Source organism: Amycolatopsis iheyensis (assembly GCF_024703995.1).
GTDB lineage: Bacteria > Actinomycetota > Actinomycetes > Mycobacteriales > Pseudonocardiaceae > Amycolatopsis > Amycolatopsis iheyensis.
The window spans coordinates 40498-64441 of sequence record NZ_JAMXQV010000040.1 but is presented as its reverse complement, the minus strand read 5'-3'; the positions used below and the strand labels follow the sequence as shown (position 1 = coordinate 64441).

Below are 23944 nucleotides of genomic sequence, written 5' to 3'. Positions count from 1 at the left end.
TCACGGACCATCAACTTAGTGACCCGGGGACCGGGCCCGCACGCGGGCACCGGAAGCGCAGGTCAGGCTCCCGGCACCGGCACCGGGGCGCCGGCCGGCCGGAAGGTCCGCTCGGCGGCGTCGAACAGGTACACCTGCGCGGTCCCGACCGCGAAGTACATCCCGGTCAGCTGCAGGTTCCCGGCCGACTCGGCGGCGGCCACCGCCGGGTACTGCCGCAGGTGCTCCAGCTGCTGGAGCACGTTGTGCAGGGCCAGCCGGTCACCCTCGCGCTCCGGGACGCCGCCGTCGATCGTGGCCGAGCCGGTGCGGTGCGCGCTCGGCTCCGCGTGCCGGAGCCAGACCGCCAGCGGCCCCGGTGGCGGCCCGTCGGCCAGCGCCGCCATCGCGCCGCAGCCCGAGTGGCCGCACACCACGATCTCCGCCACCCCGAGCACGCCCACCGCGTACTCGATCGACGCGTTCATCGACGGGTCGGCCTGCTCCGGCGGGACGAGGTTGCCGATGTTGCGGATCGTGAACAGGTCACCCGGGCCGCTGGTGGTGATCAGGTTCGGCACGATCCGGGAGTCGCCGCAGGTGATGAACAGCGTGCGCGGGCGCTGGCCGTCGGCGAGGCCGGACAGCGTGTCGCGCAGCAGGGGCGCCGCGCGGCGGTGGAACTCGGTGGCGCCGCGGCGGGTCTGCTGGGCCGGGATGCCCCCGGTGGATTCCGCCGCCTGCCACTCCGACCACGGCGCGAGCCAGCGCGGCACCGCCCGGCTCGCGGCGAGCCGCGACCGCGTCGGCCGCCCGGCCTTGCCCTCGCCGAACCACGGGTGGCCGACCTCGTCGACGTCGACGGTGCCGCCGGCGCGCTCGTGCGCCTGCTGCCAGGTGGTGAGGCTTTCGAACGCGGCGTGGTCGAGGTAGTCGACGACCAGCTCCAGCCGCACCGCCGCCTCGGCCGGGACGGCGCCCAGCACCTTCGACAGCCGCGGCACCGACAGGAACGTCAGGACGCCTTCGACGACCACGCGCCAGTCGTCGCCCTCCCGTTCGACGTGGATGCCCGACCAGAGCGTCCGGCGCAGCATGAGCACCAGCGCCAGCCCGATCCCGGCGAGCACGCCGGTGAGCAGGTCGAACACCACGACCCCGCCGAGGGTGACCAGGTAGACGGGCAGGTCGCCGTGGGCCAGGACGGTCTTCAGGTGCCCGGGGTTGACCAGCTTCGCGCCGACGTGCACGAGCAGGCCGGCCAGCGCGGCCAGCGGGATGCTCTGGATCAGCCCGGCGAGCAGGACGACGAACACCAGCACCCAGACGCCGTGCAGCACCGCCGACAGCCGGCTCTTCGCACCGGCGGCGACGTTGGTGGAGCTGCGGACGATGACGCCGGTGACCGGCAGCCCGCCGAGCGCCCCGGAGAGCATGTTGGCCGCGCCCTGCCCGACCAGCTCGCGGTCGAGGTTGGCGCGCGGGCCGGTGTGCAGGCGGTCGACCGCCACCGCCGAGAGCAGGCTCTCCACGCTGGCGATCAGGGCGATGGTGACGACGGCGAGCGCGAACGCGCCCCAGCCACCTTCGGGCAGCTGCGGGACGAGGTGGACGTTCAGCAGGTCACCGGGCAGCTCGACGCGCGGCAGGGTCATCCCGGTGACCACGGACAGGACGGTGGCGGTGGCGATCGCGGCCAGCGGTCCTGGCACGCGTTTGACGGCCTTCGGCAGCCTCGGCCAGATCAGCAGGATCGCGATCGTGAGCAGGCCGATGATGGCGGCGGAGTCGTGGTGGGCGACGATCTGGCCGGGCAGCTCGGCGATGTTCTCCAGCGCGGAGCTCTGGGCCTTGCCGCCGAGGATGACGTGCAGCTGGCCGAGCACGATGGTGACACCGATGCCGGCCAGCATGCCGTGCACGATGGCCGGCGAGATGGCCAGCGCGGCGCGGGCGATCCGGCTCAGCCCGAGCAGGACCTGCAGTGCGCCGGCGGCGACGGTGATCGCGCAGGTGACGGCCCACCCGAACGTCTGGATGGTTTCGGCCATGACGACGGTCAGGCCGGCGGCGGGCCCGCTCACCTGGAGCGCGGAGCCGCCGAGCGAGCCGGCGACGACGCCGCCGACGACGGCGGCCACCAGCCCGGCGGCGACCGGCGCGCCCGAAGCGAGGGCGATGCCGAGGGACAGGGGTACGGCTACGAGGAAGACGACCAGTGAGGCCGGCAGGTCGTGGCGGAGCACGGCGAGGGGTCTCATGATCACCATGCAACCGGAAATCGTGTGAAATGTCCGCTATGCACCACTCGATCGAGTGAACAACTGGCCACATTTAGCCTGAATGTCACAAATCGGGCAGAGCGTTAACGCGCCGTTCACACGCTCGATTTCGATCGCACGACAGTTGAATCCGGTACGACACAAGAGGTTCCGGGCCCGCCCAAACGCCCCAATGTGGCATTGGGTGCGTCAGACGCACCCAATGTGGCGTTCGGTGCGTCAGACGCACCGAACGCCACATTGGGGCGCTCCGGGTCAGTGCTCCAGCGCGCCCGCCGGGACGAAGCCCCGTACGCCATCGTCCAAAAGGGACACTTGGGCGGCGCCGACGTCGAAGTACATCCCGGTCAGCCGGAGCGCGCCGCGGGCCAGCGCCGCGGTCACCACCGGGTAGCCGCGCAGGGTTTCCAGCTGCTGCACGACGTTCTGCAGCGCGAGCTGGTCCGCCTCCGCGGCCGGCCGCGCACCGCCGAGCAGCAACGGCGCTTCCCGCGCGCGTCGCCGCAGCGTCGCCTCGCCGTGGCGCAGCCAGCTCCCGAGCTGCACCAGGCCTTCCGGCGCCTGGCCGAGCAGCGCCTTCATCGCGCCGCAGCCGGAATGCCCGCACACCACGATCTCCGCGACACCGAGCACCCCGACCGCGTACTCGATCGACGCGCCGACCGACGAATCGTCGCCGTCCGCCGGGGGCACCAGGTTGCCGATGTTCCGCACGGTGAACAGGTCCCCGGGCCCGCTCGTGGTGATCAGGTTGGGCACGATCCGCGCGTCGCCGCAGGTGATGAACAGCGTGTGCGGCTGCTGGCCGTGCGCGAGCCCGCTCCACGTGTCGCGCAGCAGCGGCGCGGTGCGGCGCTGGAACTCCGAAGCACCGCGGCACAGCAGCGAGCTGGCCGTGCGCTGGGCCGGCAGCACGACGTGCTCCGCCTGCCACTCCGACCACGGCGCGAGCCACCGCGGGACGACTCGGGCGGCGACGCTGCGGCGCACGGTCGGCGCGCCGGCGCTGCCGCGTTCGAACCACGGGTGGCCGATCTCGTCGACCGTCACCGGTCCGGCGTGCGCCCGCTGCCAGCCGCGCAGGCAGTCGAACGCGGCGTGGTCGAGGTAGTCGACGAGCAGCTCGAGGGTGACCTCGGCGTGCGGGGGCACCTCGGCGAGCACCCGGGTCAGCCGCGGCACGGACAAGAACGTCAGCGCGCCTTCGATGACGATCCGGTGGCGCTCACCATCTTTCTCGACGTGGATGCCGGAGAAGATCATCCGCCGCAACATCAGGGCGAGCGCCAGCAGGATGCCCGCGGCGACGCCGGTGAGCAGGTTGACCGCGACCGCGCCGAACAGCGTGACGGCGTACACCGGCAGGTCGCCGTGACGCCGGACTTCCTTGAGCCCGTTGAGGTTCACGAGCTTCGCGCCGACGTACACCAGCAACGCGGCCAGGGCGGCGAGCGGGATCAGCCGCAGCACGCCGGTGAACAGCAGGCACGCGGCGAGGATCCAGACGCAGTGCAGCAGCGACGACGTCCGGGTGCGCGCGCCGGCCTCGTAGTTGGTCATGCTGCGCACGATCACGCCGGTGACCGGGAACCCGCCGAGCGCGCCCGCGGCGACGTTCGCCGCGCCCTGCCCGATCAGCTCGCGGTCTAGGTCGGTGCGGGGGCCGCCGCGGCGCTTGTCGACCGACACCGCCGACAGCAGGCTCTCCAGGCCGGCGATCAGCGCGATGGTGAGCGCGGCGAGCGCGAAGCCGCCCCAGCCACCCTCCGGCAGCCGCGGCACGAGCTGCAGCGTGGGCAGCCCGGCCGGGAGGTCGACGCGCGGCAGGGTCAGGCCGGCCGCGACGGACAGGCCGGTGGCCAGCGCGACGGCGGCCAGCGGCGCGGGCACGCGGCGGACGGGTTTCGGGAGGCGTGGCCAGGCCAGCAGCACGGCGAGGGTGACCACCCCGATGAGCACGGCCTCGTCGTGGTGGCCGGCGACCTGCCCGGGCAGCGCGAGGACGTTGGCCAGCGCGGAGCCCTGCGCCGACCCGCCGAGGACGACGTGCAGCTGCCCGAGCACGAGCGTGACGCCGATGCCGGCGAGCAGCCCGTGGACGATGGCCGGCGACACGGCGAGCGCGGCGCGGGCGAGGCGGGTCAGGCCGAAGAGGATCTGGAGCAGCCCGGCGGCGACGGTGATCGCGCAGGTGGCGGGCCAGCCGTAGGTGGCGATCGTGTCGGCCAGCACCACGGTGAGAGCGGCGGACGGGCCACTGACCTGCAGGGGCGACCCGCCGAAGAGGCTCGCGACGAGCCCGCCGACGACGGCGGAGATCAGGCCCGAGAGCAACGGCGCCCCGGCGGCGAAGGCCACACCGAGGGAAAGGGGGACGGCGACGAGGAAGACGACTATCGAAGCGAGGACATCGTGTTTCAGGTTTTCCAGGAACGGTTTGCGCGAGGGCGGGCCGGTGTCGTGCTCGCCGCGAACGATCTCGATCATGGACGCAGGATCGCGGAAACCCCGCGAAAAGTCCGCTACGCAAGCATTTCTCGCGTTTGACCCGGCACGGGATCGGCCCGCCGGACGGGACTTTTCACACGGACTGCCTCCGCCGTTCGCGTGGTGCCGGGCAAGCTCCGCGACGCAGCGCGACGATGAGGGACCTTCGGGTCTCGGTGTGCGCGTGGTCACACCCGATGTGCTGAAATCACGCCTTTTCCGCGACCGCGAGCATCGCGCGGGTGATCACGGCGAGGTCGTCGTCGGTCGAAACGTAGGGCGGCATCGCGTAGACCAGGTCCCGGAACGGCCGCAGCCACGCCCCCTGCTCGGTCACCACGTCCGTCGCCACCGCCATGTCCACCGGGTGATCCAGCTGCAGCACGCCGATGCCGCCGAGCACCCGGACGTCCGTGACGGCCGGCAGATCGCGCGCGGGCGCGAGGCCGTCCAGAAGTCCCTTTTCGAGACGCGTGACGTCCTTCCGCCAACCGCCGGCGGCGAGGAGCTCCAGCGACGCGTTCGCCACCGCCGAGGCCAGCGGGTTGCCCATGAACGTCGGGCCGTGCGCCAGGACCGGGAGCTCGCCGCGCGAGATGCCGGCCGCCACCTCGGGCGTGCACAGCGCCGCCGCCATGCTCAGGTAGCCGCCCGTCAACGCCTTGCCGAGGCACAGCACGTCCGGCGTGACGCCGGCGTGCTCGGCCGCGAACAGCGTGCCGGTGCGGCCGAAGCCGGTCGCGATCTCGTCGAAGATCAGCAGCACGTCGTGCGCTTCGGTCAGCTCCCGCAGCGCCCGCAGGTACTCGGGGTGGTGGAACCGCATGCCGCCCGCGCCCTGCACGACCGGCTCGACGATGACCGCGGCCAGTTCGCCGGCGTGCGTGGCGATTTCCGCCGCAAGGGTGTCCACATAGGACTGATCCGGCGGCGTGTCGAAGCCGGACGGCGGCGCGGGCACGAAGACCTGCTCGGGCAGCACCCCGCGCCACAGCGAGTGCATGCCGCCGTCGGGGTCGCACACGCTCATCGGCGTGAACGTGTCGCCGTGGTAGCCGCCGCGCCAGGTGAGCAGCCGCCGCTTCGCCGGCAGGCCGCGGGAACGCTGGTACTGCAGGCACATCTTCGCCGCGACCTCGACCGACACCGAGCCGGAGTCGCACAGGAAGACGTGCTCGAGGCCGTCCGGGGTGAGGTCGACCAGGGTCTTGGCGAGCGTGATCGCCGGCTCGTGCGTGAGGCCGCCGAACATGACGTGGCTCATCCGCCCGGCCTGCGCGGCGAGCGCGGCGTCGAGCGCCGGGTGCCGGTAGCCGTGGATGGCCGACCACCACGACGACATCCCGTCGACCAGCTCCCGGCCGTCGGCCAGCTTCAGCCGTACGCCACTCGCCTCGGTCACCAGCAGCGAGGGCACCTTCGCGGGCATGGGCGCGTAGGGGTGCCACACGTGCTGGGCGTCGAGGGCGAGCAGGTCGGCGGAGTCCATGCGCCGACACTACGACGTCAGCGCAGCCGGACCGGCAGCGACTCCAGGCCGTGCACCAGGGAGCTGTACCGGTAGACCAGCTCGTCCGGCTTCGCGTCCAGCGCGAGGTCGGGGAACCGCGTCAGGATCCCGCCCAGCGCGATCTCCGCCTCCAGCCGGGCCAGGGGCGCGCCGACGCAGTAATGGATGCCGTGCCCGAAGGCCAGGTGCCCGCCGACCACGCGGGTGATGTCCAGCCGGTCCGGCTCCGGGTAGCGCTCGGCGTCCCGGTTCGCGCCCAGCAGCGAGACGAGCACGAACTCGCCCTCCGGGATCGTCACGTCGCCGACCTCGACCGGCGCCGCGGTGAACCGCAGCGTGGCCAGGTGGATCGGGCCGTCGAAGCGCAGGAGCTCCTCGACCGCGTTCGGCAGCAGCTCCGGCTCGGCACGCAGCCGGGCCAGCTGCGCCGGCTCGCGCAGCAGCGCCAGCACGCCGTTGGCGATCAGGTTGACCGTGGTCTCGTGCCCGGCGACCAGCAGCAGGAACGCCATCGAGATCAGCTCGGGCTCGGACAGCGAGTCGCCGTCGTCGGTCGCGTGCACCAGGTCCGACAGCAGGTCCGCGGCCGGCTCGGCGCGCTTCTGCGCGATCAGGTCCGTGAGGTAGGCGACCATGTTCTGCGCCGCGGCCTGCATCGCCTCCGGCTTCGCGGCGCTCAGCATCGTCTTGGACCACGCGGCGAACTCGGTGCGGTCCTCCGCGCGCACGCCGAGCAGCTCGCAGATCACCGTGATCGGCAGCGGCGCGGCGAAGGACGGCAGCAGGTCGACCCGGTCCTGCCCGGCCAGCTCGTCGAGCAGGTCAGCGGTGATCTCCTCGACGCGCGGCCGCAGCCGGGCGACGGTGCGCCCGGTGAACGCCTTGTTGACCAGCTTCCGCAGCCGCGTGTGGTCCGGCGGGTCGGAGTTGAGCATGTGGAAGCTCAGGTCCTGCCCCAGGCCGCCCTGCACCATCTCACCCGGCGGCAGCTTGGCCTCGAACAGCTCGCGGGCCCGGACGTTGTCCTTCAGCAGCCGGGGATCCGCCAGCAGGGCCCGCGCCTGCGCGAAGTCCGTGACGACGAAGCAGTCCAGGCCGCGGGGCATCCGGACCCGGCGCACCGCGCCGCCCCCGCGCAGCAGCTCCGAGAACGCGTGCGCGTCCTGCGCGAAGTCTTCGGCCACTTCGACTCTCGTCATATCGCCCCCAGGCAGTCGCACGCGTCAGCGTTCGGCGAGCGCCGCCACCACGCGTTCGGTCACGTCCTGCCAGTATGCCCGCTGTTCCTCGCGTTCCTCGGCGCCCGAAAGCCATTCCTGGTGGAACCGCAGCGTGGTCTTGGCCCCGGTGCCGCTCAGGCGCACCTGCACCGTCGAGTCGTGGTCCCAGTCGCTCGGGCGCCAGGTGAGCCGCACCCGGTCGCGCTCGACGAAGCTGCGGATCTCCCCGACCGTGCCGTTCGCGGTTTCGTACTCCGCGCCCGGTTCACGCGGCAGCTCGACGCCGGGACCGAGCCAGATCGCCACGCCCTCGCGGCTGACCAGGAAGTCCCACACCGTCTCGGTGGTGTGCGGCAGCGTGCGGGAAACCCCTGTGTTCCAACCCACAGCGGCCGTTTTCCCCACTGAAGAAGTCATACCGGCATCATCCCATCGGGGTACGACGAAAACCGTCCCCGGGCCGGGTGCAGGATCAGCACTCGTGCGCTACCGCCCGATTTCCCCCGCCGTCCTGGCCGAAGAGCTGACCGAACGCGTCGACGCGCTCACCGCGCGCCGCCGGATCGCGGTCGCCGTCGACGGCGCGGCGGGTGCGACGGAAACCACAGAACTCGCCGACGCCCTGGTCGACCCGCTGCGCCTGCGCGGCCGCGCCGCCCTGCGCGTGTCCGCGCGCGACTTCCTGCGCCCGGCCTCGCTGCGCTACGAGCACGGCCGCACCAACCCCGACGCCCGCTACACCGACTGGCTCGACCTCGGGGCGCTGCGCCGCGAAGTCCTCGACCCGCTGGCCGACGACGGGTCCGGCGAAGTCCTGCCCTCGCTGTGGGACGCCGAACGCGACCGCGCGACCCGCGCCGAGCGCGTGCCGGTGCCCGAAGGCGGCGTGGTGCTGCTCGACGGCGAGCTGCTGCTCGGCGCCGGCCTGGCCTTCGACCTGGCCGTGCACCTGTGGCTCTCCCCCGCCGCGCTGCGCCGCCGCGTGCCCGAAGCCTGGGCGGTCCCGGCGTACGAGCGCTACGAGGAGGAGGTCGATCCGAGCGCGCTGGCCGACGTCGTCGTGCGCGTCGACGACCCGCGGCACCCGGCGCTCTACACGCCTTAGCGGACGACGGCCACCGGATCGCCGTCCAGCAGGCCGGAGAGCCGCGCGGCCATGGTGTCCCAGCGCCAGTTCTCCGTGACCCACGCGCGCCCGGCCTCGCCCATCCGGCGGGCCCGCACGGGGTCCGCGAGCAGGCTGGCCAGGGTCTCGGCCAGCTGATCGGTGTCGCGGCCCTCGACGACGTGCCCGGTCACCTCGTCGAGCACCGCCTCGGGCGCGCCCCCGGAGTTGCCGGCGACGACGGGCAGGCCCGTCGCCGAAGCTTCCAGGTAGACGATGCCGAGGCCTTCGACGTCGAGGCCCTTGCCGCGGGTGCGGGCCGGCATCGCGAAGACGTCACCCGCCGCGTAGTGCGCCGGCAGCTCCGCCCACGGCACCGACCCGGTGAGCACGACGTCGCGCTCCAAGCCCAGCTCGGTGACCAGCCCGCTCAGCGTCTTGCGGTACGGGCCGCCGCCGACGATCAGCAGCGCCGCGTCCGGGACCCGCTCGCGGATCCTCGGCAGCGCGCGGATCAGCTGGTCCTGGCCCTTGCGCGGCACCAGCCGGGACACGCAGACGACTGTCGGACGGTCGGTCAGGCCGTGGCGGGCCCGGATTTCCGCGCGGCCGGCGGGGTCCGGTTCGTACAGTCCGGTGTCCACTCCGGACGGCAGCAGCTCCAGCCCGGCCATCCGGCCGAAGGCGGCGGCGAACCGGCCGCGGGTGTAGCGGCTGACGTAGGTGACGACGTCCACGGTGTCGCCGATGCGCCGCAGCGCCTGCCGCGAGCCCGGGAGCATGGACCAGCCGACTTCGTGGCCGTGCGTGGACGCCACGATCCGCCGGGCGCCGGCCTGGCGCAGGGAATGCCCCAGCAACGCAAGCGGCGCGGCCGCGCCGAACCAGACGGCTTCGCAGTCCCTCGCGCGCATGATCTGCTTCGCGCGGCGGAGCACGTCCGGTGTGGGCAGCATCAGCGACGTCGGGTGCCGGACGACCTCGAACGGCGCCTCGGCGTCGAACTCCTCGTGCGACCCCGTCCGCGACTCCCACGACGGCGCGTAGACGACCAGGTCGTCGGCCGGCAGCCGGGTGGCGAGGGAGTTCAGGTAGTTCTGGATCCCCCCGGGCCGCGGCGGGAAGTCGTTGGTCACGAGGAGGGTCTTGAGCACGCCCCAGAGGCTAGCGGCACCCACCCCTCTTCGTTCGGGGGTCCGGGTGGCGAAGCCCCCGGCCCGAGGCGGAGCCTCGGATGACACGTGTACGGCGAAGGGGCGGCACCGCGTGTGCGGTGCCGCCCCTTCTCGGTGCTCAGGTCAGGACGTGGGGCGGCGGGCGCCCGCGTACTGGCTCTGCAGCGGCGAGATCTTCACCACGTCGCCCGTGTCGGGCGCGTGGACCATCTTGCCGTCACCGATGTACATGCCGACGTGCGAAACGGGCGAGTAGTAGAACACGAGGTCGCCCGGCTGCAGCTGGTCCCGCGGCACCGCGGCGCCGAAGGTGGACTGCTCGCGGCTCGACCGGGGCAGCGTGATGCCGGCCTGCTTGTAGGCCCACAGCATCAGGCCCGAGCAGTCGAACGAGTTCGGCCCGGTGTCGCCCCAGCCGTACGGGCGGCCGAGCTTGCTCAGCGCCGCGTCCAGCGCGGTCTGGGCGGCCGCGGTGGGGGCCTTGAGGCCGGTGGGCGAGCCGCCGGTGTCCTTCTGGGCGGCCTTGTCCAACGCGCTCAGGCTCTTGTTGGCCGCCTTGAGCTGGTCGATCTGGTCGTTCAGCGTCTTCTGCTTGGCCTTGATGTCGTCGGTCAGCTTCGCCGCCGCGTCACGCGCGTCCGTCGCGCGCTTCGCCGCGTCGGCCGCCTTGTTCGTGGCATCGGTGGCCTGCTGGACGGCGCCGGTGAGGTTGCCCATCGCGCCGTTCTTCTCGGTCGCGATGACCTCGAGCGCCGACGAGCGGTCCAGGAAGTCCTGCGTGGACGTGCCGGCCAGCAGCGCGGACAGCTTGTTCAGCTGGACGCCGCTGGTGAACGACGCGCCGGCGAACTTGTCGACCTCGGTCTGGTACTTCTTCTGGTTCTCGGTCGCCTGCGCGGCCGAGTCCTTCGCCGCGTTGACATCGCCGGTGGCCTTGTCGAGCTCACCCTGCTTGGCCTTCAGGTCGTCCTGGGCCTTGAGCAGGTCTTCGTTGAGCTTTTCGGCCTGGGCCGCGAGGTCGCGGTACTGGGCGAGGGCGTCCGAACCGGTGGGCGGGGCCTGGAGGACGGGGACTGGGGCGGCGGTGGCCGTGGGTTGGGCGAGGGTGACGAGGGTGATCACCGAAGCCGCGGCGAGGGCACCTGACACCACGCGCCTGACTGGATGCGACTGCACGGTCGCGCGGGTCTCCTTTGCGTCTCGGCCGCCGACGGGGACCCGGGGCACGAAGAGGTCGGGGGTTCCTCTTCGCCGCTGTCCCCCACCGCAAGCCGTGGTCTCCTGCAACAGGAAAGGCACGCGGTGGTGGTTCCGGTTCCCAGCTTCCCGACAAAGCTGCGTCCGGCGGCGATCCCGTGTCGCCGCCCTTATCGACGGCCAGGGGCCACGAGATCTCGGACAGGTTACGAAAAGACCGCCACCACGTCCACCACCACCGGGGCAAAAACTCTCCGTAGCGCCCCGAAACACCATCGGACCAGCATCGAAGAAAAGCTGTGACGGGCATTACACGCTGGGGTTTCTTCCCGGACCATTTCGGCTACCGACCGTTCACCTGATCCGATCGACCACTCGGCGCGCCGACACGAAACGGGCGCGTCAGGCCGTGCGCCGCACCGGTCCCTCGACCAGACGCAGCCGCGGCACCATCCCCGCTTCGGCGAGCGCGTCGATGGCGCGCCGCTCGTCGGCGTCCCATTCGACGGCGGGTGGCGCGCCCAGCAGCACGGTCACCACGCAGTCGTGGCAGGAGATGCCGCGCACCACGCACCGGTCGCAGTCGACCACCACGTTCTCGATGTCGGAAACCGAAATGTGCGAGACGTCCACTTCGGACAGGTCGGTTCGGTCGTTCATGGGTTCCTCCTCACGCCGGAAGTTCGACTGAGGAGGACGGTAACCGCCACCACCGACAGTTTCGGGCGGCTCAGACCCGCGAGAGGCGGCTGACCAGCACCGCGGACGGCGTCGGGTGGGCGCCGCCGCCGCGCACCGAGTCCGCGACCGCGCGGTCGGAGGTCGCCACGACCATGGGCCGGCCCGCGGGCTCGGCGGCCACGAGGTTGCGGATGACGTCGTCGGCCAGGACACCGCGGTCGGAGAACAGCACCCGCACCCCACGCGGCACGGAAGCCGGGACGGAGAGCACCCCCGCGCCGTCGAAGACGACGGTGACCTCGGCGGAGGTGCGCGCGGCCAGCGCGGAGAGCTGGTGGATCAGCCGGTCGCGCTGGTCGGCCAGGGCCAGCTCGGGGTAGCCGGTCTTGGTCACGTTGTAGCCGTCGACGATCAAGTGCACGTTGGGCAGCGCGAGGTAGCGGTCCAAGGTGGACACGTCGGCGATCTTGCCGCCCTGGCCGGTGCCGGTGCTGGCGCCGCGGACCATGTCGGCCGGGCGCGCGCCGCGGGCGCCGAGGGCGAGCTCACGCCGCAGGCCGGTGACCGCGCCGTCGATGGTGTCGATGAGCAGTGCGAGCCGCACTTCGTCCGCTTCGCGGGCTTCGCGGGCGGACTGACGCGCGATGTCGGCGTCCGCGGCGGCGCGTTCGGCGCGGGCGCGTTCGGTGGCGACGCGCTGGCGTTCCCGGTCGAGCTGGGCGGTCAGGGCGGCGATCTCGTCGGCGCGGGCCGCGGAGCCGCGTTCGGCCTCGGTGGAGGCCGTCTGGGCCGCGTCCTTGGCCTGGCGGAGCTGGACGCCTTGTTCGCGAAGGCGCTTCAGCAGCTTCTCGACTTCGCCCTCGCGCTCACCGCGGGCGTTTTCGGCGGCTTGCCGGGCTTCGGCGAGCTCGACGCGAACTTGCGCCAGCTCGGCGTCGAGGCGCTGGGCGCGGGCGAGCGCGGCATCGCGTTCGGCACGCAGGGCGTTTTCCTCGGCGTTCTTGGCGACGAGCCGCACCCGCCCGGCGGCGCCGGACTCCCCGAGCAGCACGGCGGCGGCCGCCGCGGCGACGGAATCGGTGACGTTGGGGTCGAGGGCGTCGGTGCGGTGTTCCCGCAGCCATTCGATGACGGCGGTCCGGAACTGCGAGGACTCCCCGAGCGCGGCAAGCAGCGCGGCCCCGCCGAGCTTGGCGCGCTTCGCGGGCGCGAACTTGGCGACGGGCCGCAGCTGGCGTGGGACATCGGTGCCGGGCAGCTTGGCGACGGCGGCCGCGGCCAGCTCGGCGATCCGGTCCCGCACCGGCTCGGGCAGCCCGGGCCAGGTGGCGGGCTCGGGCCGGGCGCCGTCCTCGGCACCCGCACCGCCCTCACCGGCCGGAGCCGCCTCGGGACGCGGCGCGACACCCGACGGACCGGTGTGGTCCTCGGGCTGCTCCGGCACGAGCGGCTGCGGCTGCATTGGTCCAGGGTAGGCCCCGCCCCCTCATCCCGCGCCGCGCGCCACTCGTACCCGGGTGCGAACCCGGCCGTGACCGGGGCGGCCGGCTCCGGAATCCACGCTGGGGCCGGTCGGGGGACTTGCGCCGCACGGAGTCCACACGCGCCGGCGAACCTGACCCCGGCCAGGCCGGAGAGCCTCCGGAACCCGCGGCAGGGCCGGCCGGCTCTGCCCCTTGCGGCGCGGCACTCGCGCTCGGCCGCGGCCGGGCGCGGCCGGGCTTCGGTCAAGCCGCCGGCCCACCCGAGCAAGCCGCGCGCCCAACCGGCCGGCTCACGTGAGCAGGCCGCGCACCCCGCGCACCCCGCCCGACCCGCCCAAGCGGACCGCACACCCCCGCTCACCAAACCGCCAGCCCACCCGAGCAGGCCACCACCCCCGCTCACCAAACCGGCCGACCCGCCCAAGCAGACCGCACACCCCCGCTCACCAAACCGCCAGCCCACCCGAGCAGGCCACCACCCCCGCTCACCGAACCGGCCGGCTCACCCGACCCGCTCCAGCGAATGCGCCTCCGTGACCAGGTCCAGCCACCCTCGCCAGCCGGCCACCGCCGCCGGCTCGGCCCAGGGGCGGGTCGTTCGGACCAGCCGGACCCCCGGGCGGGCCAGCCAGCGCAGCAGCACCCCCACCTCCTCCGGCGGTGCGCCGTGCAGTGGCCCCGGGTCCGGCAGCACCGTCTCCGCCGCGGCGACCAGCTGCTCCACCACCGGCATCGGCGGCACGCCCCGCCGCGCCACCCCCGCCGACGCCAGGCGGCCGTAACGGATCACCGCCAGCTCCCAGCCTCCCGTGCCGTCCGGGCTCGCCGCGATCAGCTCCGCGATCGAGGCCAGCGACGCCTGCCGATGGGCCCGGCCCAGGGCGCGGATCAGCCCGGCCAGCTCGTCGCGGTGGCGGGCCGCCTGCTCGTAGTGCCTGCCCTCCGCCAAGCGCTCCACCTGGGCCGCCGCCACGTGCAGAGGCCCGCCGTCCAGGCCCGCGATCAGGCCCGACACCGACTCCACCGCCGGGACGTACGCCTCGACGCTCTGCCGCCCCGCGCACGGCGCCCCGCAGCGGCCCAGCTCCGCCAGCACGCACGGGGTGCCGTTCGCCGAGCGCGGGGAGATCCGCTGCGTGCACGTGCGCAGCCCCGACGCCCCGGCGAGGGTGTCCGCCGTCGCGCGGGCGTCGGCCTGGTTGCGGAACGGGCCCAGCACCCCCGGCCGCGGCAGGCGGACCACCGACAGCCGCGGGAACGCCTCCTCCGTGAGCCCGATCCACCAGCCCTGGTGGCGGTTCTTCGACCGCCGGTTGTACGCCGGGCGGTGCGCCCCGATCAGCCGGAGCTCGCGGACCTCCGCCTCCAGCGCGTGCGCGCACACGACGTGGTCGACGCGCTCGGCCAGCGCGACCATCTCCCGGATCCGGCTGCGCCCCTCCGACCCGGTGAAGTACGTGCGCACCCGCCGCCGCAGGTCCTTCGCCGTGCCGACGTACAGGACCTCCTCCTTCGGCCCCCTGAACAGGTAGACCCCCGGCGCCGACGGCAGATCCGCCGCCAGGTGCCGCTTCGCCCGCTGGGCGACCGTCACCTCCGGCAGGTACCCCATCAGCTCCTCGAGCGAATGGACGCCCAGGTTGCCGACGCGCTCCAGCAGCCCGTGCAGGACGTCGACCGTGGCCCGGGCGTCGTCCAGCGCCCGGTGCGTCGGCCGGGTCCGGGCGCCGAACAGCAACGCCAGCGCGGTCAGGTTGTAGCGGCCCACCTCGTCGCGCGGCACTACGCGCCGCGCCAGCCGGACCGTGCACACCACCGTGAGCTTCGGCCACACGTACCCGTGGCCCTCGCAGGCCGCCCGCATGTGCGAGGTGTCGAACCCGGAGTTGTGCGCCACCAGCACCGAGCCGCCGATGAACTCCAGGAACGCCGGCAGCACCTCCTGGATCGGCGGCGCGTCGTAGACCATCGCCTGCGTGATGCCCGTCAGCGAGATGATCTGCGGCGGGATGGGCATCCCCGGGTTCACCAGCGTCGCGAACTCACCCAGGACCTCGCCGCCGCGCACCTTGACCGCGCCGATCTCCGTGATGCCCGACGGACCGGGCGCCGCCCCGGTCGTCTCGAGGTCGAACACCACGAAAGTCGTGTCCCGCAAGGGGGTTCCGAGCTCGTCGAACGCGAGCTGAGCCTGGATCGAACGCATGTGCGGGACCCTAGAGGCCACCACCGACAGTTTTGGCCCGGCTCCTCAGCCCACCGACTGGTCCAGCGCGTCGAGCAGCCAGGTGTGCGTGACGCCGACCGGCGCGGCCTCGCCGGTGACCTCCCCCGCCAGGTGCCAGTACCGGCGCAGCCGCGGCTCCCGGTCCGCCGCCGTGCGCCGGTTCAGCGCCCGCCGGAACTCACGGCTGTCGCCGGCTCCCAGCGCGGTCGCGTGCGCCGCCACGAACCGGTCCAGCGCCTTTCCCGGAGAAGGCGTCGCCCCGGCCGCCACCTGCGGGAACGCCAGGGCGCACGCCTCGGCCACCTCGGCGTGCAGGACGCCGAGGTCGGCCACGCGGTCGTGGTTGACCAACGTGCTTTCCCGCAGCCCCACCGCCAGCGCGGGGTCGGCCGCCAGCAGCACCAGCGAGGCGTACGCGACCACCTGCGCCGTCGTGGGCCGTTCCGGGGGCTCTGGCGCCCCGATGGCGAGGAACATGGCCACGGTGTCCCGCGGGATCGGAGCGGCCGTCATCGGCCGCCAGAGGCACACCAGCGTCTCGCGCGCCGCGTACCCGTCCTCCACCACCGACAGCAGCTCGAGCCGTGACGTCCGGTCGGCGGGCGCCGCCTCCTCGACCGCGCGCAGCACCGAGCGCCGCCACGCCAGCGTCGACACCTCGCGGTCGAGCGCGGCCCGCTCGGCCGCCACGGCGTCCACGAGCGACTGCTGCCCGGCCAGGACGTCGGTGATCGAGCGCAGCCCCAGCCCGAGCCCGCGCAGCCGGCGGACCAGGCTCAGCCGGTCGACCGCCGCCGGGTCGAAGCGGCGGTGGCCGCCGACGCTGCGGGCGGGCTCCAGGAGCCCTTCGTCGCAGTAGAAGCGGATCGTGCGGACCGGGACGCCGGTCCGCCGCGCCAGGTCCCCGATCCCGAGTGTGTCGCCGGTCACCTTCGGTCGAACCTCCAGCCGGGTGGAGTTCCTACGGTACGGCCATGGACACCGCGAGACTCGCCGAGGCACTCCCCGAACGCACCGCCGGCTTCGCCGCCACCGTGGCCGGCGCCGACCCGGACGCCCCGGTCCCCACGTGCCCGGACTGGCCGCTGCGGGTGCTGGTCGGCCACATCGGCCAGGCCCACCGCTGGTCCGCGAGCATCGTCCGGTCCGGCCCGACGCCGGTGCCCGACCCGCTCGAGGCCGACCCCGGCGCCCCGGCGGACTGGCCCGGCTGGCTGCACGAAGGCGCCGCTGACCTCACCAAGGCCGTCCTGGACGCCGGCGACACCCCGGTGTGGACCTTCTTCGGCGAGCAGCCCGCGAAGTTCTGGCTGCGCCGGATGCTCCACGACACGACGATCCACCACGCCGACGCCGCCTTCGCCACGAACACCGCCTTCGACGTGGCCTCCGACCTGGCGGCCGACGCGGTCACCGAGTGGCTGGAGATGCTGGCCAACCCCGTCACGGCGAGCCTCAAGCCGGCCTTCGCCGAGCTGCGCGGCACCGGCCAGACCCTCCGGCTCGACCCCGGCGCCGGACCGGGCTGGCTGATCATCCGCACTCCCGAGGGTGTCGCCTGGACCCGCGGGCAGAGGACGGCCGACGTCACCCTCGCCGGCCCGCCGCGCGACCTGCTCCTGGTGTTCACCCGCCGCCTGCCCCTGGACCGGATCGCCGTCACCGGGGACCGCGCGTTGGCCGAACACTGGCTGGCCCGCACTTCGGCTTAGGATCGCGAGCGACACCCGCAGACGAGTCTTGGAGGACCCGAGTGATCACCGCGATCGTGTTGATCCAGGTAGAGGCGGACGCGATCCCGGACGCGGCGCAGGCGATCGCCGACATCGAGGGCGTCGGCGAGGTCTACTCGTGCGCCGGGGACGTCGACCTCATCGCCACGGTGAAGGTGTCCGCGCACGAGGAGCTGGCCGACCTGATCCCGGGCCGGATCGGGAAGGTGCCGGGCGTGCTGGACACCGTCACGCACATCGCGTTCCGGTCCTACTCCCGCGCCGACACCGAGTCGGCCTTCGCGATCGGCGTCGAGGACTGACGACACCGGGCTCGAACACAACTGGCTCGAACACAGCGAAGGCCCCCTCCGGCGAACCGGAGGGGGCCTTCGACGTTTGAGGAACCTAGTGGTCCGCGCCCTTGGCGGACTCGGCGCTCTCGAACTCGCCGGGCTCGCCCTGGGTGATCGCGTGGCCGTTGCCGTGCCCGTTGCCATGACCGTTGCCATGACCGTTGCCGTGGGCCCGCTGCAGCGCGGCGGTCTCCTCGGCCGGGTCCGGCGACCAGAACGTGCCCGGGACGGCCTGACCGGCCGAGCCCAGCTTGTTCATCTTCTTCGGCACGGACGAGCCCTGGTACTCGAGCGGGATCGCGTGGCCGTGGCTGTCCACCCCGGCCAGCGGCTGGTGGATCTCGATGAACTCACCGTGCGGCAGCCGCTTGATGATGCCCGTCTCGACGCCGTGCTCCAGCACCTCGCGGTCGGCCCGCTGCAGACCCAGGCAGAGCCGGTAGGTCAGGTAGTAGGCGACCGGCGGCACGAGCAGGACGCCGATGCGGCCCGCCCACGTCGTCGCGTTCAGCGAGATGTCGAACTGGTCGGCGATGATGTCGTTGAAGCCCGACAGCTCGATGACCATGAAGAAGCCCAGCGCCATCGCGCCCAGCGCCGTGCGGACCGGGGCGTCCCGGGGCCGCTGGAGCAGGTTGTGGTGCCCGGTGTCCTTGGACAGCTTCCGCTCGAGGAACGGGTAGGCCAGCAGCAGGCCGATCAGGACCGGCATGCCGATCGCGCCGGGGAAGAACACCGCCGGGATCGTGTAGTTCCCGAGGTAGACCTCCCAGGCCGGCCAGATCCGGAGCATGCCGTCGGCCCAGGCCATGTACCAGTCGGGCTGCGAGCCCGCCGACACCTGCGCCGGGTTGTACGGGCCGAAGTTCCACACCGGGTTGATCTGGAACAACCCCGACATCAACGCCAGCACCCCGATGACCAGGGTGAAGAACGCCCCGCCCTTGAGCGCGAAGTACGGCATGATCCGGACGCCGACGACGTTGGTCTCCTTGCGCCGCACGCCCGGGAACTGGGTGTGCTTCTGGTACCACACCAGCGCCAGGTGCACCCCGACCAGCGCCAGCATGATGCCCGGCAGCAGCAGGATGTGCAGCGTGTACAGCCGCGGGATGATCTGATCACCCGGGAACTCCCCACCGAACAGCGCCCAGTGGATCCAGGTCCCGATCACCGGCACCGACAACACGATCCCCGACAGGGTCGCGCGGATACCGGTACCGGAGAGCAGGTCATCGGGCAGGGAGTAGCCGAAGAAGCCTTCGAAGCAGCCCAGGATCAGCAGCAGCCCGCCGATCACCCAGTTCGCCTCGCGCGGGCGCCGGAACGCGCCGGTGAAGAAGATCCGCAGCATGTGCACGGCCATCGACGCCACGAAGATCAGCGCGGCCCAGTGGTGCAGCTGCCGCATGAACAGCCCGCCGCGGACGTCGAAGGAGAGGTCCAGGGTGGTGCGGAAGGCCTGCGACATCTCCAGGCCCTGCAGGTTCTTGAAGCTGCCGTGGTAGACGACCTCCTGCATGGAGGGGTCGAAGAACAACGTCAGGTAGACGCCGGTGAGCAGCAGGATGATGAAGCTGTAGAGCGCGATCTCGCCCAGCAGGAACGACCAGTGGGTCGGGAACACCTTGTTCAGCTGGTGCCGCAGGCCCTTGGCCATGTGGTACCGCTGGTCGGCGTTGTTCGCGGCGTCGCCCAACGCCTTCTCGACCGGGCTCGACCCCTTGGTCGGCGTGGTGAGTGAACTCATGACTTACGCTCCCAAAAGGCCGGACCGATGGCCTCGATGAAGTCGCCTCGCGCGATCAAGTATCCCTCTTCGTCCACCGTGATCGGTAGCTGGGCCAGCGGACGCGTCGCCGGGCCGAAAATCGGCTTGGCGTAGTGCAGCGCGTCGAACTGCGACTGGTGGCAGGGGCACAGGATGCGGTTGGTCCGCTGCTCGTACAGGGAGGTCGGGCAGCCGACGTGGCTGCAGATCTTCGTGTACGCGTAGAGGTCGCCGAAGTTGAAGTCCTCCTGGCCGGCCCGCTTGACCACCTTGGCGGCGTCGGTCGGGCGCAGGCGGATCAGCATGACCGGGTTGTCGATCCGGGTCAGCGCGGCGGCCAGCAGCTCCGGCTTGTCCTTCTCGGAGTCGCGGTACGGGAAGACCGTCTCCATCGCGCCGGCGTCGAGGTCCTCGGCCTTGACCAGGCTGACCTGCTCGCCCTCTTCCAGCGGCTTGCCGGTGTTGCGGCGCAGGTAGACCTTCTCGCCCGGGAAGTTCGGCTGCCAGCCGGTGTGCCAGAGCGACGCCCGGTTCTCGGTGTCCTTCCACGGGTTCTTGATGAAGGACGCGAGCGGCAGCGCCGCGGCCGCGAGGCCCAGCGTGCCGGCCCCGGCGATGGCCGAGCGCTTGATCAGCGACCGGCGGGCGATGGTGCTGCGGTTCCCGGCGTCGGCCAGGTGCGCCAGGATCGTCTGGCGGTCGACTTCGGCCGACCCGGTGCCCTCGCCGTCGTGGCGCTCCTGCACCGAGACCTCGGCGGGCACGAACTTCTTCGTGTACAGGATCACGCCGATGCCCAGGCCGAGGATGGCCAGGCCGAGCGTGATGCCCAGCATGGGCGTGTACAGGCTGTACCAGAAGTGGCCGCTCTCGTTGTCCGGCGCCTCGTACTGCCACGGCCACCAGATGAGCGAAACGACGAACCCGATCCCGGCCAGCGCGGACAGCCCGAACCAGAACGCCACCAGGCGTTCGGCCCGCTTCTCCGCGCGGGTGCCCTCCACGGGCCACGGGGTCGGGTACTCGACGATCTCGACGCCGTCGAGCTGCCCGCCCAGCTTCAGCAGCTGGTCCCGGTCCATCTCAGCCAGCTCCGCCTCCGTGGGCGGCTTCGGCCCCTCGGCACTCATGCCTTCGATCCAATCCACAACGTCACGCCGATCAGCGCGGCGATACCGACGATAAAGGCGATCACGCCCTCCGAAGCGGGGCCGACCCCGCCGAGGCCGTTCCCACCCGGGTTGTTGTTGCCGTCCGACACCGACTTCACGTAGGCGACGATGTCCTTCTTCTCCTCCGGCGACAGCTGCCGGTCGGAGAACTTCGGCATGTTCTGGGGGCCGGTGAGCATGGCCGTGTAGATCTGCTCTTCGCTGGCCGGGTCCAGGTTCGGCGCGAACTTGCCGGCGGACAGCGCGCCGCCGCGGCCGGTGAAGTTGTGGCACGAAGCGCAGTTGAGGCGGAACAGCTCGCCACCGCGGGCCGGGTCGGAGCCGCGCAGGGCCTCGCCCTTCTCGGCGGGACGCTGCACACCGCCGCCGTGCGCCTGGATGTAGGCGCCGACCGCGTCGATCTCGGCCTCGTTCAGCTTCGGCGGCTTCCGCTCGACCTGCGCCTCCTGACGGGAGGCGGGCATGCGGCCCGAAGAGGTCTGGAAGTACACCGCGGCGTCGCCGATGCCGATCAGGCTCGGCCCGCGGTCCTGCACGCCTTCGAGGTTCGCGCCGTGACAGGCGATGCAGGTGTTGTTGTAGACCTGCTCGCCGAGGCGCAGCTGCGCCGGCGTGCCCTGGGCCTGCGCGGTCTGCGGCTCGGGGGCGAACACGGCGTACAGGGCGCCGGCGCCCACCAGCGCGATACCGAGCGCGAGCAGGCCGGCGAACCGCCTCCGCAGCTTCGACCGCGCGCGGTAGCGGCGCTCCGAGGATTTCGTGCTGGTGGTCATCTTGCGGCAACCCTTGCTGTCAGTTCAGGCCGATGGTGAAGGTGGTGGCGGCTGGTGGACCTACGGAAGGAGGTAGATCACACCGAAGAGGCCGACCCACACGATGTCGACGAAGTGCCAGTAGTAGGACACGACGATCGCCGACGTGGCCTGGGCGGGCGTGAACTTGCTCAGTTTCGTGCGGATGAGCAGGTACACGAAGGCGATGAGCCCGCCGATGACGTGCAGGCCGTGGAACCCGGTGGCGAGGTAGAAGACCGTGCCGAACGGGCCGGACGGGATCGTCATCCCCTCTTCGACCAGGTTGTGGTACTCGTTGGCCTGGCCGCCGACGAAGATGGCGCCCATGATCAACGTGATGATGTACCAGCGGCGCAGGCCGTAGACGTCGCCGCGTTCGGCCGCGAACACGCCGAACTGGCAGGTCAGCGAGGACAGCACGAGGATCACCGTGAACGGGATCGCGTACCCCACGTTGAGGTGGAACTCCTCGCCGTGCAGCGGCGGCGGCCACTGGCCGGACGAGTTCTGCGCCTTGACGGTGAAGAACATCGCGAACAGTCCGGCGAAGAACATCAGCTCGCTGGACAGCCACACGATGGTGCCGACACTGACCATGTTCGGCCGGTTCAGCGAGTGGACCCGCTGACTGATGGTGGGAGCTGCCGTTGTCACGGATCGCATTATGTCCTCTCGCACCACCGCCCCGCCGGGTGGGTCCACGGCGGGTCGTCTGCGTAACCGATCACACCGGATGCCACCGAAGGTGAGAGCTACTCATGGGTTTACTCGACCGGCTGCTTGACCTGGTCAGGAAGCGCGAAACCGCCGGTCTGACGGCCGATACGCCCGGTTTGGAGATCGTCGCCGAAGCCTTCGACCCCGCCGTCGCGGATTCGGCCGTCCTCGCCGGTTCACCCGCATGGGTCAGCACGGCACCGGCCGTCCTGCGGCACCACCTGCTCCTGCCGGCCGACCGGGTCGAGGAGGCGGCGTCGATCCTCGCCCAGGACGGCTATGAGCTGCGGGAACCTCGTCCCGAGGGCGAGCGGACGCGGGTGCTCGCGGTGCGCGTCCAGGTCCTCGACGCCCTGCACTGCGCCCAGGAACGGTCCCGGATGGCGGGTCTCGCGCAACGATTGGGCGGCGACGCGCCGGGGTGGGACGCGCAACAGCCGGAGCCGACCGCGTGATGTCGGTCTCGGCCGATACGATCGGGGCGCGAGACGTGCGGTGACGAGATGGAGGCGTGCCTGATGGGCGAGCGGTCGATGCGGATCCTGGTGTTCAGCCACAAGGCGGACGTGCGCGAGGCGATCGTCAACGCGATCGGCCGGCGGCCCGCCGCCGACCTCGACCGCGTGGACTACGTCGAGGCGGCCGGGATCGCGGACGTGCTGTCCGAGGTGGACGCGGGCACTGTGGACCTGGCGATCCTCGACGGCGAAGCGCAGCCCACCGGCGGCATCGGCCTCTGCCGCCAGCTGAAGGCCGAGATCACCGACTGCCCGCCGATCGTGGTTTCGGTGCGGCGCAAGGACGACCGGTGGCTGGCCACCTGGTCGCAGGCGGACGCCGTGCTGGTGCACCCGCTGGACCCGCTCACCGCCGCGGAGACCGTCGCCGACGTGCTGCGCGCGCGACGGGTCCCCGCCGTGAACGGCTGAGCCCGGTGACCACCCCGGTCCCCCGCACCTGGCCGCCGCTGCTCAAGCAGCTCGTCGCACGCGTCGACCTGTCCGAGGAGGACACGGCGTGGGCAATGGACCAGATCATGAGCGGTGCGGCGAGCCCGGCCCGGATCGCCGGGTTCGCGGTGGCGTTGCGTGCCAAGGGCGAGACGCCGTCGGAGATCGCCGGGATGGCGGCCACGATGCTGGCGCACGCCCGCCGCGTCGAGCTGGACCGCCCGGCGGTCGACATCGTCGGCACCGGCGGCGACGGCTCGAACTCGGTGAACATCTCGACGATGGCGACGATCGTCACGGCGGCGGCCGGCGCCCCGGTGGCCAAGCACGGCAACCGCAGCGCGTCGTCGAAGTCCGGCGCGGCCGACGTGCTGGAGGCCCTGGGCGTCACGATCAGCCTGCCGCCCGACGACGTCCGGCGGAGCCTGGCCGAGGTCGGCATCGGGTTCTTCCTGGCGTCGGCGTTCCACCCGGCGCTGCGGCACGCGGGCCCGGTGCGCAGCGAGCTCGGCATCCCGACGACGTTCAACCTGCTCGGCCCGCTGACGAACCCGGCCCAGCCGGGCAGCGCGCTGATCGGCTGCGCGTACGAGGACAAGACGCACGTGCTGGCGGAGGTGTTCGCCCGCCGCGGGATGCGGGCCCTGGTCGTCCGCGGCGACGACGGCCTGGACGAGATCACCACGACGACGACTTCGTCGGTGTGGGTGGTCTCGGACGGCACGGTCACCCCGCGCACGCTGGACCCGGCGGCCCTCGGCGTCCCCCGCGCCACGGCCGACGACCTCCGCGGCGGCGACGCGGCGTCGAACGCGGCGGTGGTCCGCGACCTGGTGGGCGGTAAGCCGGGCCCGGTGCGCGACGCGGTGCTGATCAACGCGGCCGCGGCCCTGGCGGCGTTCACGGGCTTCTCGGGCTCCCTCGAAGACGACCTGCGGTCGGGCTTGGCCCGGGCGGCCGAGGCCATCGATTCCGGCGCGGCAGCGGCGCTCCTGGACCGCTGGATCGCCTTCTCCTGACTCCGGCCCCGAGCGCCCCAATGTGGCGTTGGGTGCGTCCAACGCACCCAATGTGGCGTTGGGTGCGCCCAACGCACCCAATGTGGCGTTCGGTGCGCCCAACGCA

General features: G+C 72.3%; 21 protein-coding genes. 6 read left to right on the top strand and 15 right to left on the bottom strand.

The window, feature by feature from the left end; all coding sequences use genetic code 11:
• Positions 1 to 62 precede the first annotated feature (62 nt).
• The 5 genes from M8542_RS45760 to M8542_RS45740 form a co-directional block, all read right to left on the bottom strand.
• A complete protein-coding gene (locus M8542_RS45760) occupies positions 63 to 2249 on the bottom strand; it encodes a SulP family inorganic anion transporter (protein ID WP_257926694.1) in 2187 nt (728 codons plus the stop codon).
• A gap of 267 nt (positions 2250 to 2516) precedes the next feature.
• Positions 2517 to 4748: a bifunctional SulP family inorganic anion transporter/carbonic anhydrase gene (locus M8542_RS45755; protein WP_257926693.1), complete on the bottom strand. Its 2232-nt coding sequence runs from the start codon at positions 4746 to 4748 to the stop codon at positions 2517 to 2519.
• A gap of 208 nt (positions 4749 to 4956) precedes the next feature.
• Positions 4957 to 6237: an adenosylmethionine--8-amino-7-oxononanoate transaminase gene (locus tag M8542_RS45750; protein ID WP_257926692.1), complete on the bottom strand. Its 1281-nt coding sequence runs from the start codon at positions 6235 to 6237 to the stop codon at positions 4957 to 4959.
• A gap of 17 nt (positions 6238 to 6254) precedes the next feature.
• The gene (locus tag M8542_RS45745) at positions 6255 to 7457 is read right to left on the bottom strand and encodes a cytochrome P450 family protein (RefSeq protein ID WP_257926691.1); all 1203 of its coding nucleotides are present in this window, start codon (positions 7455 to 7457) and stop codon (positions 6255 to 6257) included.
• A gap of 24 nt (positions 7458 to 7481) precedes the next feature.
• The gene (locus M8542_RS45740; RefSeq protein ID WP_257926690.1) at positions 7482 to 7895 is read right to left on the bottom strand and encodes an SRPBCC family protein; all 414 of its coding nucleotides are present in this window, start codon (positions 7893 to 7895) and stop codon (positions 7482 to 7484) included.
• A gap of 64 nt (positions 7896 to 7959) precedes the next feature.
• On the opposite strand from M8542_RS45740, the gene M8542_RS45735 reads away from it, so the two are divergent.
• Complete coding sequence (locus M8542_RS45735; RefSeq protein ID WP_257926689.1) at positions 7960 to 8583, top strand: nucleoside/nucleotide kinase family protein; 624 nt, start codon at positions 7960 to 7962, stop codon at positions 8581 to 8583.
• On the opposite strand, the gene M8542_RS45730 is transcribed toward M8542_RS45735, so the two are convergent.
• The 6 genes from M8542_RS45730 to M8542_RS45705 all read right to left on the bottom strand — a co-directional run bounded on the left by M8542_RS45730 (position 8580) and on the right by M8542_RS45705 (position 16277).
• Positions 8580 to 9737 (bottom strand): glycosyltransferase family 4 protein, encoded by a 1158-nt coding sequence (locus M8542_RS45730; RefSeq protein ID WP_257926688.1) that lies wholly within the window; start codon positions 9735 to 9737, stop codon positions 8580 to 8582. The genes M8542_RS45735 and M8542_RS45730 overlap by 4 nt on opposite strands.
• A 144-nt stretch (positions 9738 to 9881) precedes the next feature.
• Entirely contained in the window at positions 9882 to 10934 is a 1053-nt protein-coding gene (locus M8542_RS45725; protein WP_257926687.1) for a C40 family peptidase, read from the bottom strand.
• 423 nt (positions 10935 to 11357) lie between these two features.
• Positions 11358 to 11615, bottom strand: a complete 258-nt coding sequence (locus M8542_RS45720) for a hypothetical protein (protein WP_257926686.1) — start codon at positions 11613 to 11615, stop codon at positions 11358 to 11360.
• Between the two features lie 70 nt (positions 11616 to 11685).
• Positions 11686 to 13098: an NYN domain-containing protein gene (locus M8542_RS45715; protein ID WP_257926685.1), complete on the bottom strand. Its 1413-nt coding sequence runs from the start codon at positions 13096 to 13098 to the stop codon at positions 11686 to 11688.
• A 524-nt stretch (positions 13099 to 13622) separates the two neighbouring features.
• Positions 13623 to 15326 carry a DEDD exonuclease domain-containing protein gene (locus M8542_RS45710; RefSeq protein ID WP_257926684.1) on the bottom strand — a complete coding sequence of 568 codons (1704 nt, stop codon included), beginning with the start codon at positions 15324 to 15326 and terminating at the stop codon, positions 13623 to 13625.
• Positions 15327 to 15371: 45 nt separating this feature from the next.
• Positions 15372 to 16277, bottom strand: a complete 906-nt coding sequence (locus M8542_RS45705; protein WP_257926683.1) for a MerR family transcriptional regulator — start codon at positions 16275 to 16277, stop codon at positions 15372 to 15374.
• 44 nt (positions 16278 to 16321) lie between these two features.
• Between M8542_RS45705 and M8542_RS45700 the strand changes: the two genes are divergently transcribed.
• Positions 16322 to 17059, top strand: coding sequence for a maleylpyruvate isomerase family mycothiol-dependent enzyme (locus tag M8542_RS45700; RefSeq protein WP_257926682.1), 738 nt, complete (start codon positions 16322 to 16324; stop codon positions 17057 to 17059).
• A gap of 41 nt (positions 17060 to 17100) precedes the next feature.
• The gene (locus tag M8542_RS45695; RefSeq protein ID WP_020644676.1) at positions 17101 to 17382 is read left to right on the top strand and encodes an Lrp/AsnC family transcriptional regulator; all 282 of its coding nucleotides are present in this window, start codon (positions 17101 to 17103) and stop codon (positions 17380 to 17382) included.
• Between the two features lie 85 nt (positions 17383 to 17467).
• Here M8542_RS45695 and qcrB read toward each other — a convergent pair whose 3' ends face one another.
• From qcrB to ctaE, 4 genes are read right to left on the bottom strand one after another with little or no spacing between them, the layout of a single operon-like run.
• Positions 17468 to 19165, bottom strand: a complete 1698-nt coding sequence (gene qcrB / locus M8542_RS45690; RefSeq protein WP_276588018.1) for a cytochrome bc1 complex cytochrome b subunit — start codon at positions 19163 to 19165, stop codon at positions 17468 to 17470.
• Complete coding sequence (gene qcrA / locus M8542_RS45685; RefSeq protein ID WP_257926681.1) at positions 19162 to 20316, bottom strand: cytochrome bc1 complex Rieske iron-sulfur subunit; 1155 nt, start codon at positions 20314 to 20316, stop codon at positions 19162 to 19164. The genes qcrB and qcrA overlap by 4 nt, the downstream gene beginning before the upstream one ends.
• A complete protein-coding gene (gene qcrC, locus M8542_RS45680; protein ID WP_257926680.1) occupies positions 20313 to 21131 on the bottom strand; it encodes a cytochrome bc1 complex diheme cytochrome c subunit in 819 nt (272 codons plus the stop codon). Before qcrC ends, qcrA begins: the two co-directional genes overlap by 4 nt.
• 60 nt (positions 21132 to 21191) lie before the next feature.
• Positions 21192 to 21815 carry an aa3-type cytochrome oxidase subunit III gene (gene ctaE / locus M8542_RS45675; protein WP_257926679.1) on the bottom strand — a complete coding sequence of 208 codons (624 nt, stop codon included), beginning with the start codon at positions 21813 to 21815 and terminating at the stop codon, positions 21192 to 21194.
• Positions 21816 to 21910: 95 nt separating this feature from the next.
• Between ctaE and M8542_RS45670 the strand changes: the two genes are divergently transcribed.
• The 3 genes from M8542_RS45670 to trpD all read left to right on the top strand — a co-directional run bounded on the left by M8542_RS45670 (position 21911) and on the right by trpD (position 23838).
• Entirely contained in the window at positions 21911 to 22324 is a 414-nt protein-coding gene (locus tag M8542_RS45670; RefSeq protein WP_257926678.1) for a hypothetical protein, read from the top strand.
• Between the two features lie 63 nt (positions 22325 to 22387).
• Complete coding sequence (locus tag M8542_RS45665) at positions 22388 to 22798, top strand: response regulator (RefSeq protein ID WP_257926677.1); 411 nt, start codon at positions 22388 to 22390, stop codon at positions 22796 to 22798.
• A 5-nt stretch (positions 22799 to 22803) separates the two neighbouring features.
• On the top strand, positions 22804 to 23838 hold the full coding sequence (gene trpD / locus M8542_RS45660; RefSeq protein WP_257926676.1) for an anthranilate phosphoribosyltransferase: 1035 nt from the start codon (positions 22804 to 22806) through the stop codon (positions 23836 to 23838).
• Positions 23839 to 23944: the final 106 nt, after the last annotated feature.

What these genes read in the sequence shown, in the direction of transcription:
- M8542_RS45740 (WP_257926690.1), bottom strand. Translation starts at nt 7,895, where the DNA reads ATGACTTCTTCAGTGGGGAAAACGGCCGCTGTGGGTTGGAACACAGGG.
- M8542_RS45720 (WP_257926686.1), bottom strand. Translation starts at nt 11,615, where the DNA reads ATGAACGACCGAACCGACCTGTCCGAAGTGGACGTCTCGCACATTTCG.
- M8542_RS45710 (WP_257926684.1), bottom strand. Translation starts at nt 15,326, where the DNA reads ATGCGTTCGATCCAGGCTCAGCTCGCGTTCGACGAGCTCGGAACCCCC.
- M8542_RS45745 (WP_257926691.1), bottom strand. Translation starts at nt 7,457, where the DNA reads ATGACGAGAGTCGAAGTGGCCGAAGACTTCGCGCAGGACGCGCACGCG.
- M8542_RS45700 (WP_257926682.1), top strand. Translation starts at nt 16,322, where the DNA reads ATGGACACCGCGAGACTCGCCGAGGCACTCCCCGAACGCACCGCCGGC.
- M8542_RS45750 (WP_257926692.1), bottom strand. Translation starts at nt 6,237, where the DNA reads ATGGACTCCGCCGACCTGCTCGCCCTCGACGCCCAGCACGTGTGGCAC.
- qcrC (WP_257926680.1), bottom strand. Translation starts at nt 21,131, where the DNA reads ATGACCACCAGCACGAAATCCTCGGAGCGCCGCTACCGCGCGCGGTCG.
- M8542_RS45715 (WP_257926685.1), bottom strand. Translation starts at nt 13,098, where the DNA reads ATGCAGCCGCAGCCGCTCGTGCCGGAGCAGCCCGAGGACCACACCGGT.
- qcrB (WP_276588018.1), bottom strand. Translation starts at nt 19,165, where the DNA reads ATGAGTTCACTCACCACGCCGACCAAGGGGTCGAGCCCGGTCGAGAAG.
- M8542_RS45760 (WP_257926694.1), bottom strand. Translation starts at nt 2,249, where the DNA reads ATGGTGATCATGAGACCCCTCGCCGTGCTCCGCCACGACCTGCCGGCC.
- ctaE (WP_257926679.1), bottom strand. Translation starts at nt 21,815, where the DNA reads ATGCGATCCGTGACAACGGCAGCTCCCACCATCAGTCAGCGGGTCCAC.
- M8542_RS45665 (WP_257926677.1), top strand. Translation starts at nt 22,388, where the DNA reads ATGGGCGAGCGGTCGATGCGGATCCTGGTGTTCAGCCACAAGGCGGAC.
- M8542_RS45670 (WP_257926678.1), top strand. Translation starts at nt 21,911, where the DNA reads ATGGGTTTACTCGACCGGCTGCTTGACCTGGTCAGGAAGCGCGAAACC.
- M8542_RS45755 (WP_257926693.1), bottom strand. Translation starts at nt 4,748, where the DNA reads ATGATCGAGATCGTTCGCGGCGAGCACGACACCGGCCCGCCCTCGCGC.
- qcrA (WP_257926681.1), bottom strand. Translation starts at nt 20,316, where the DNA reads ATGAGTGCCGAGGGGCCGAAGCCGCCCACGGAGGCGGAGCTGGCTGAG.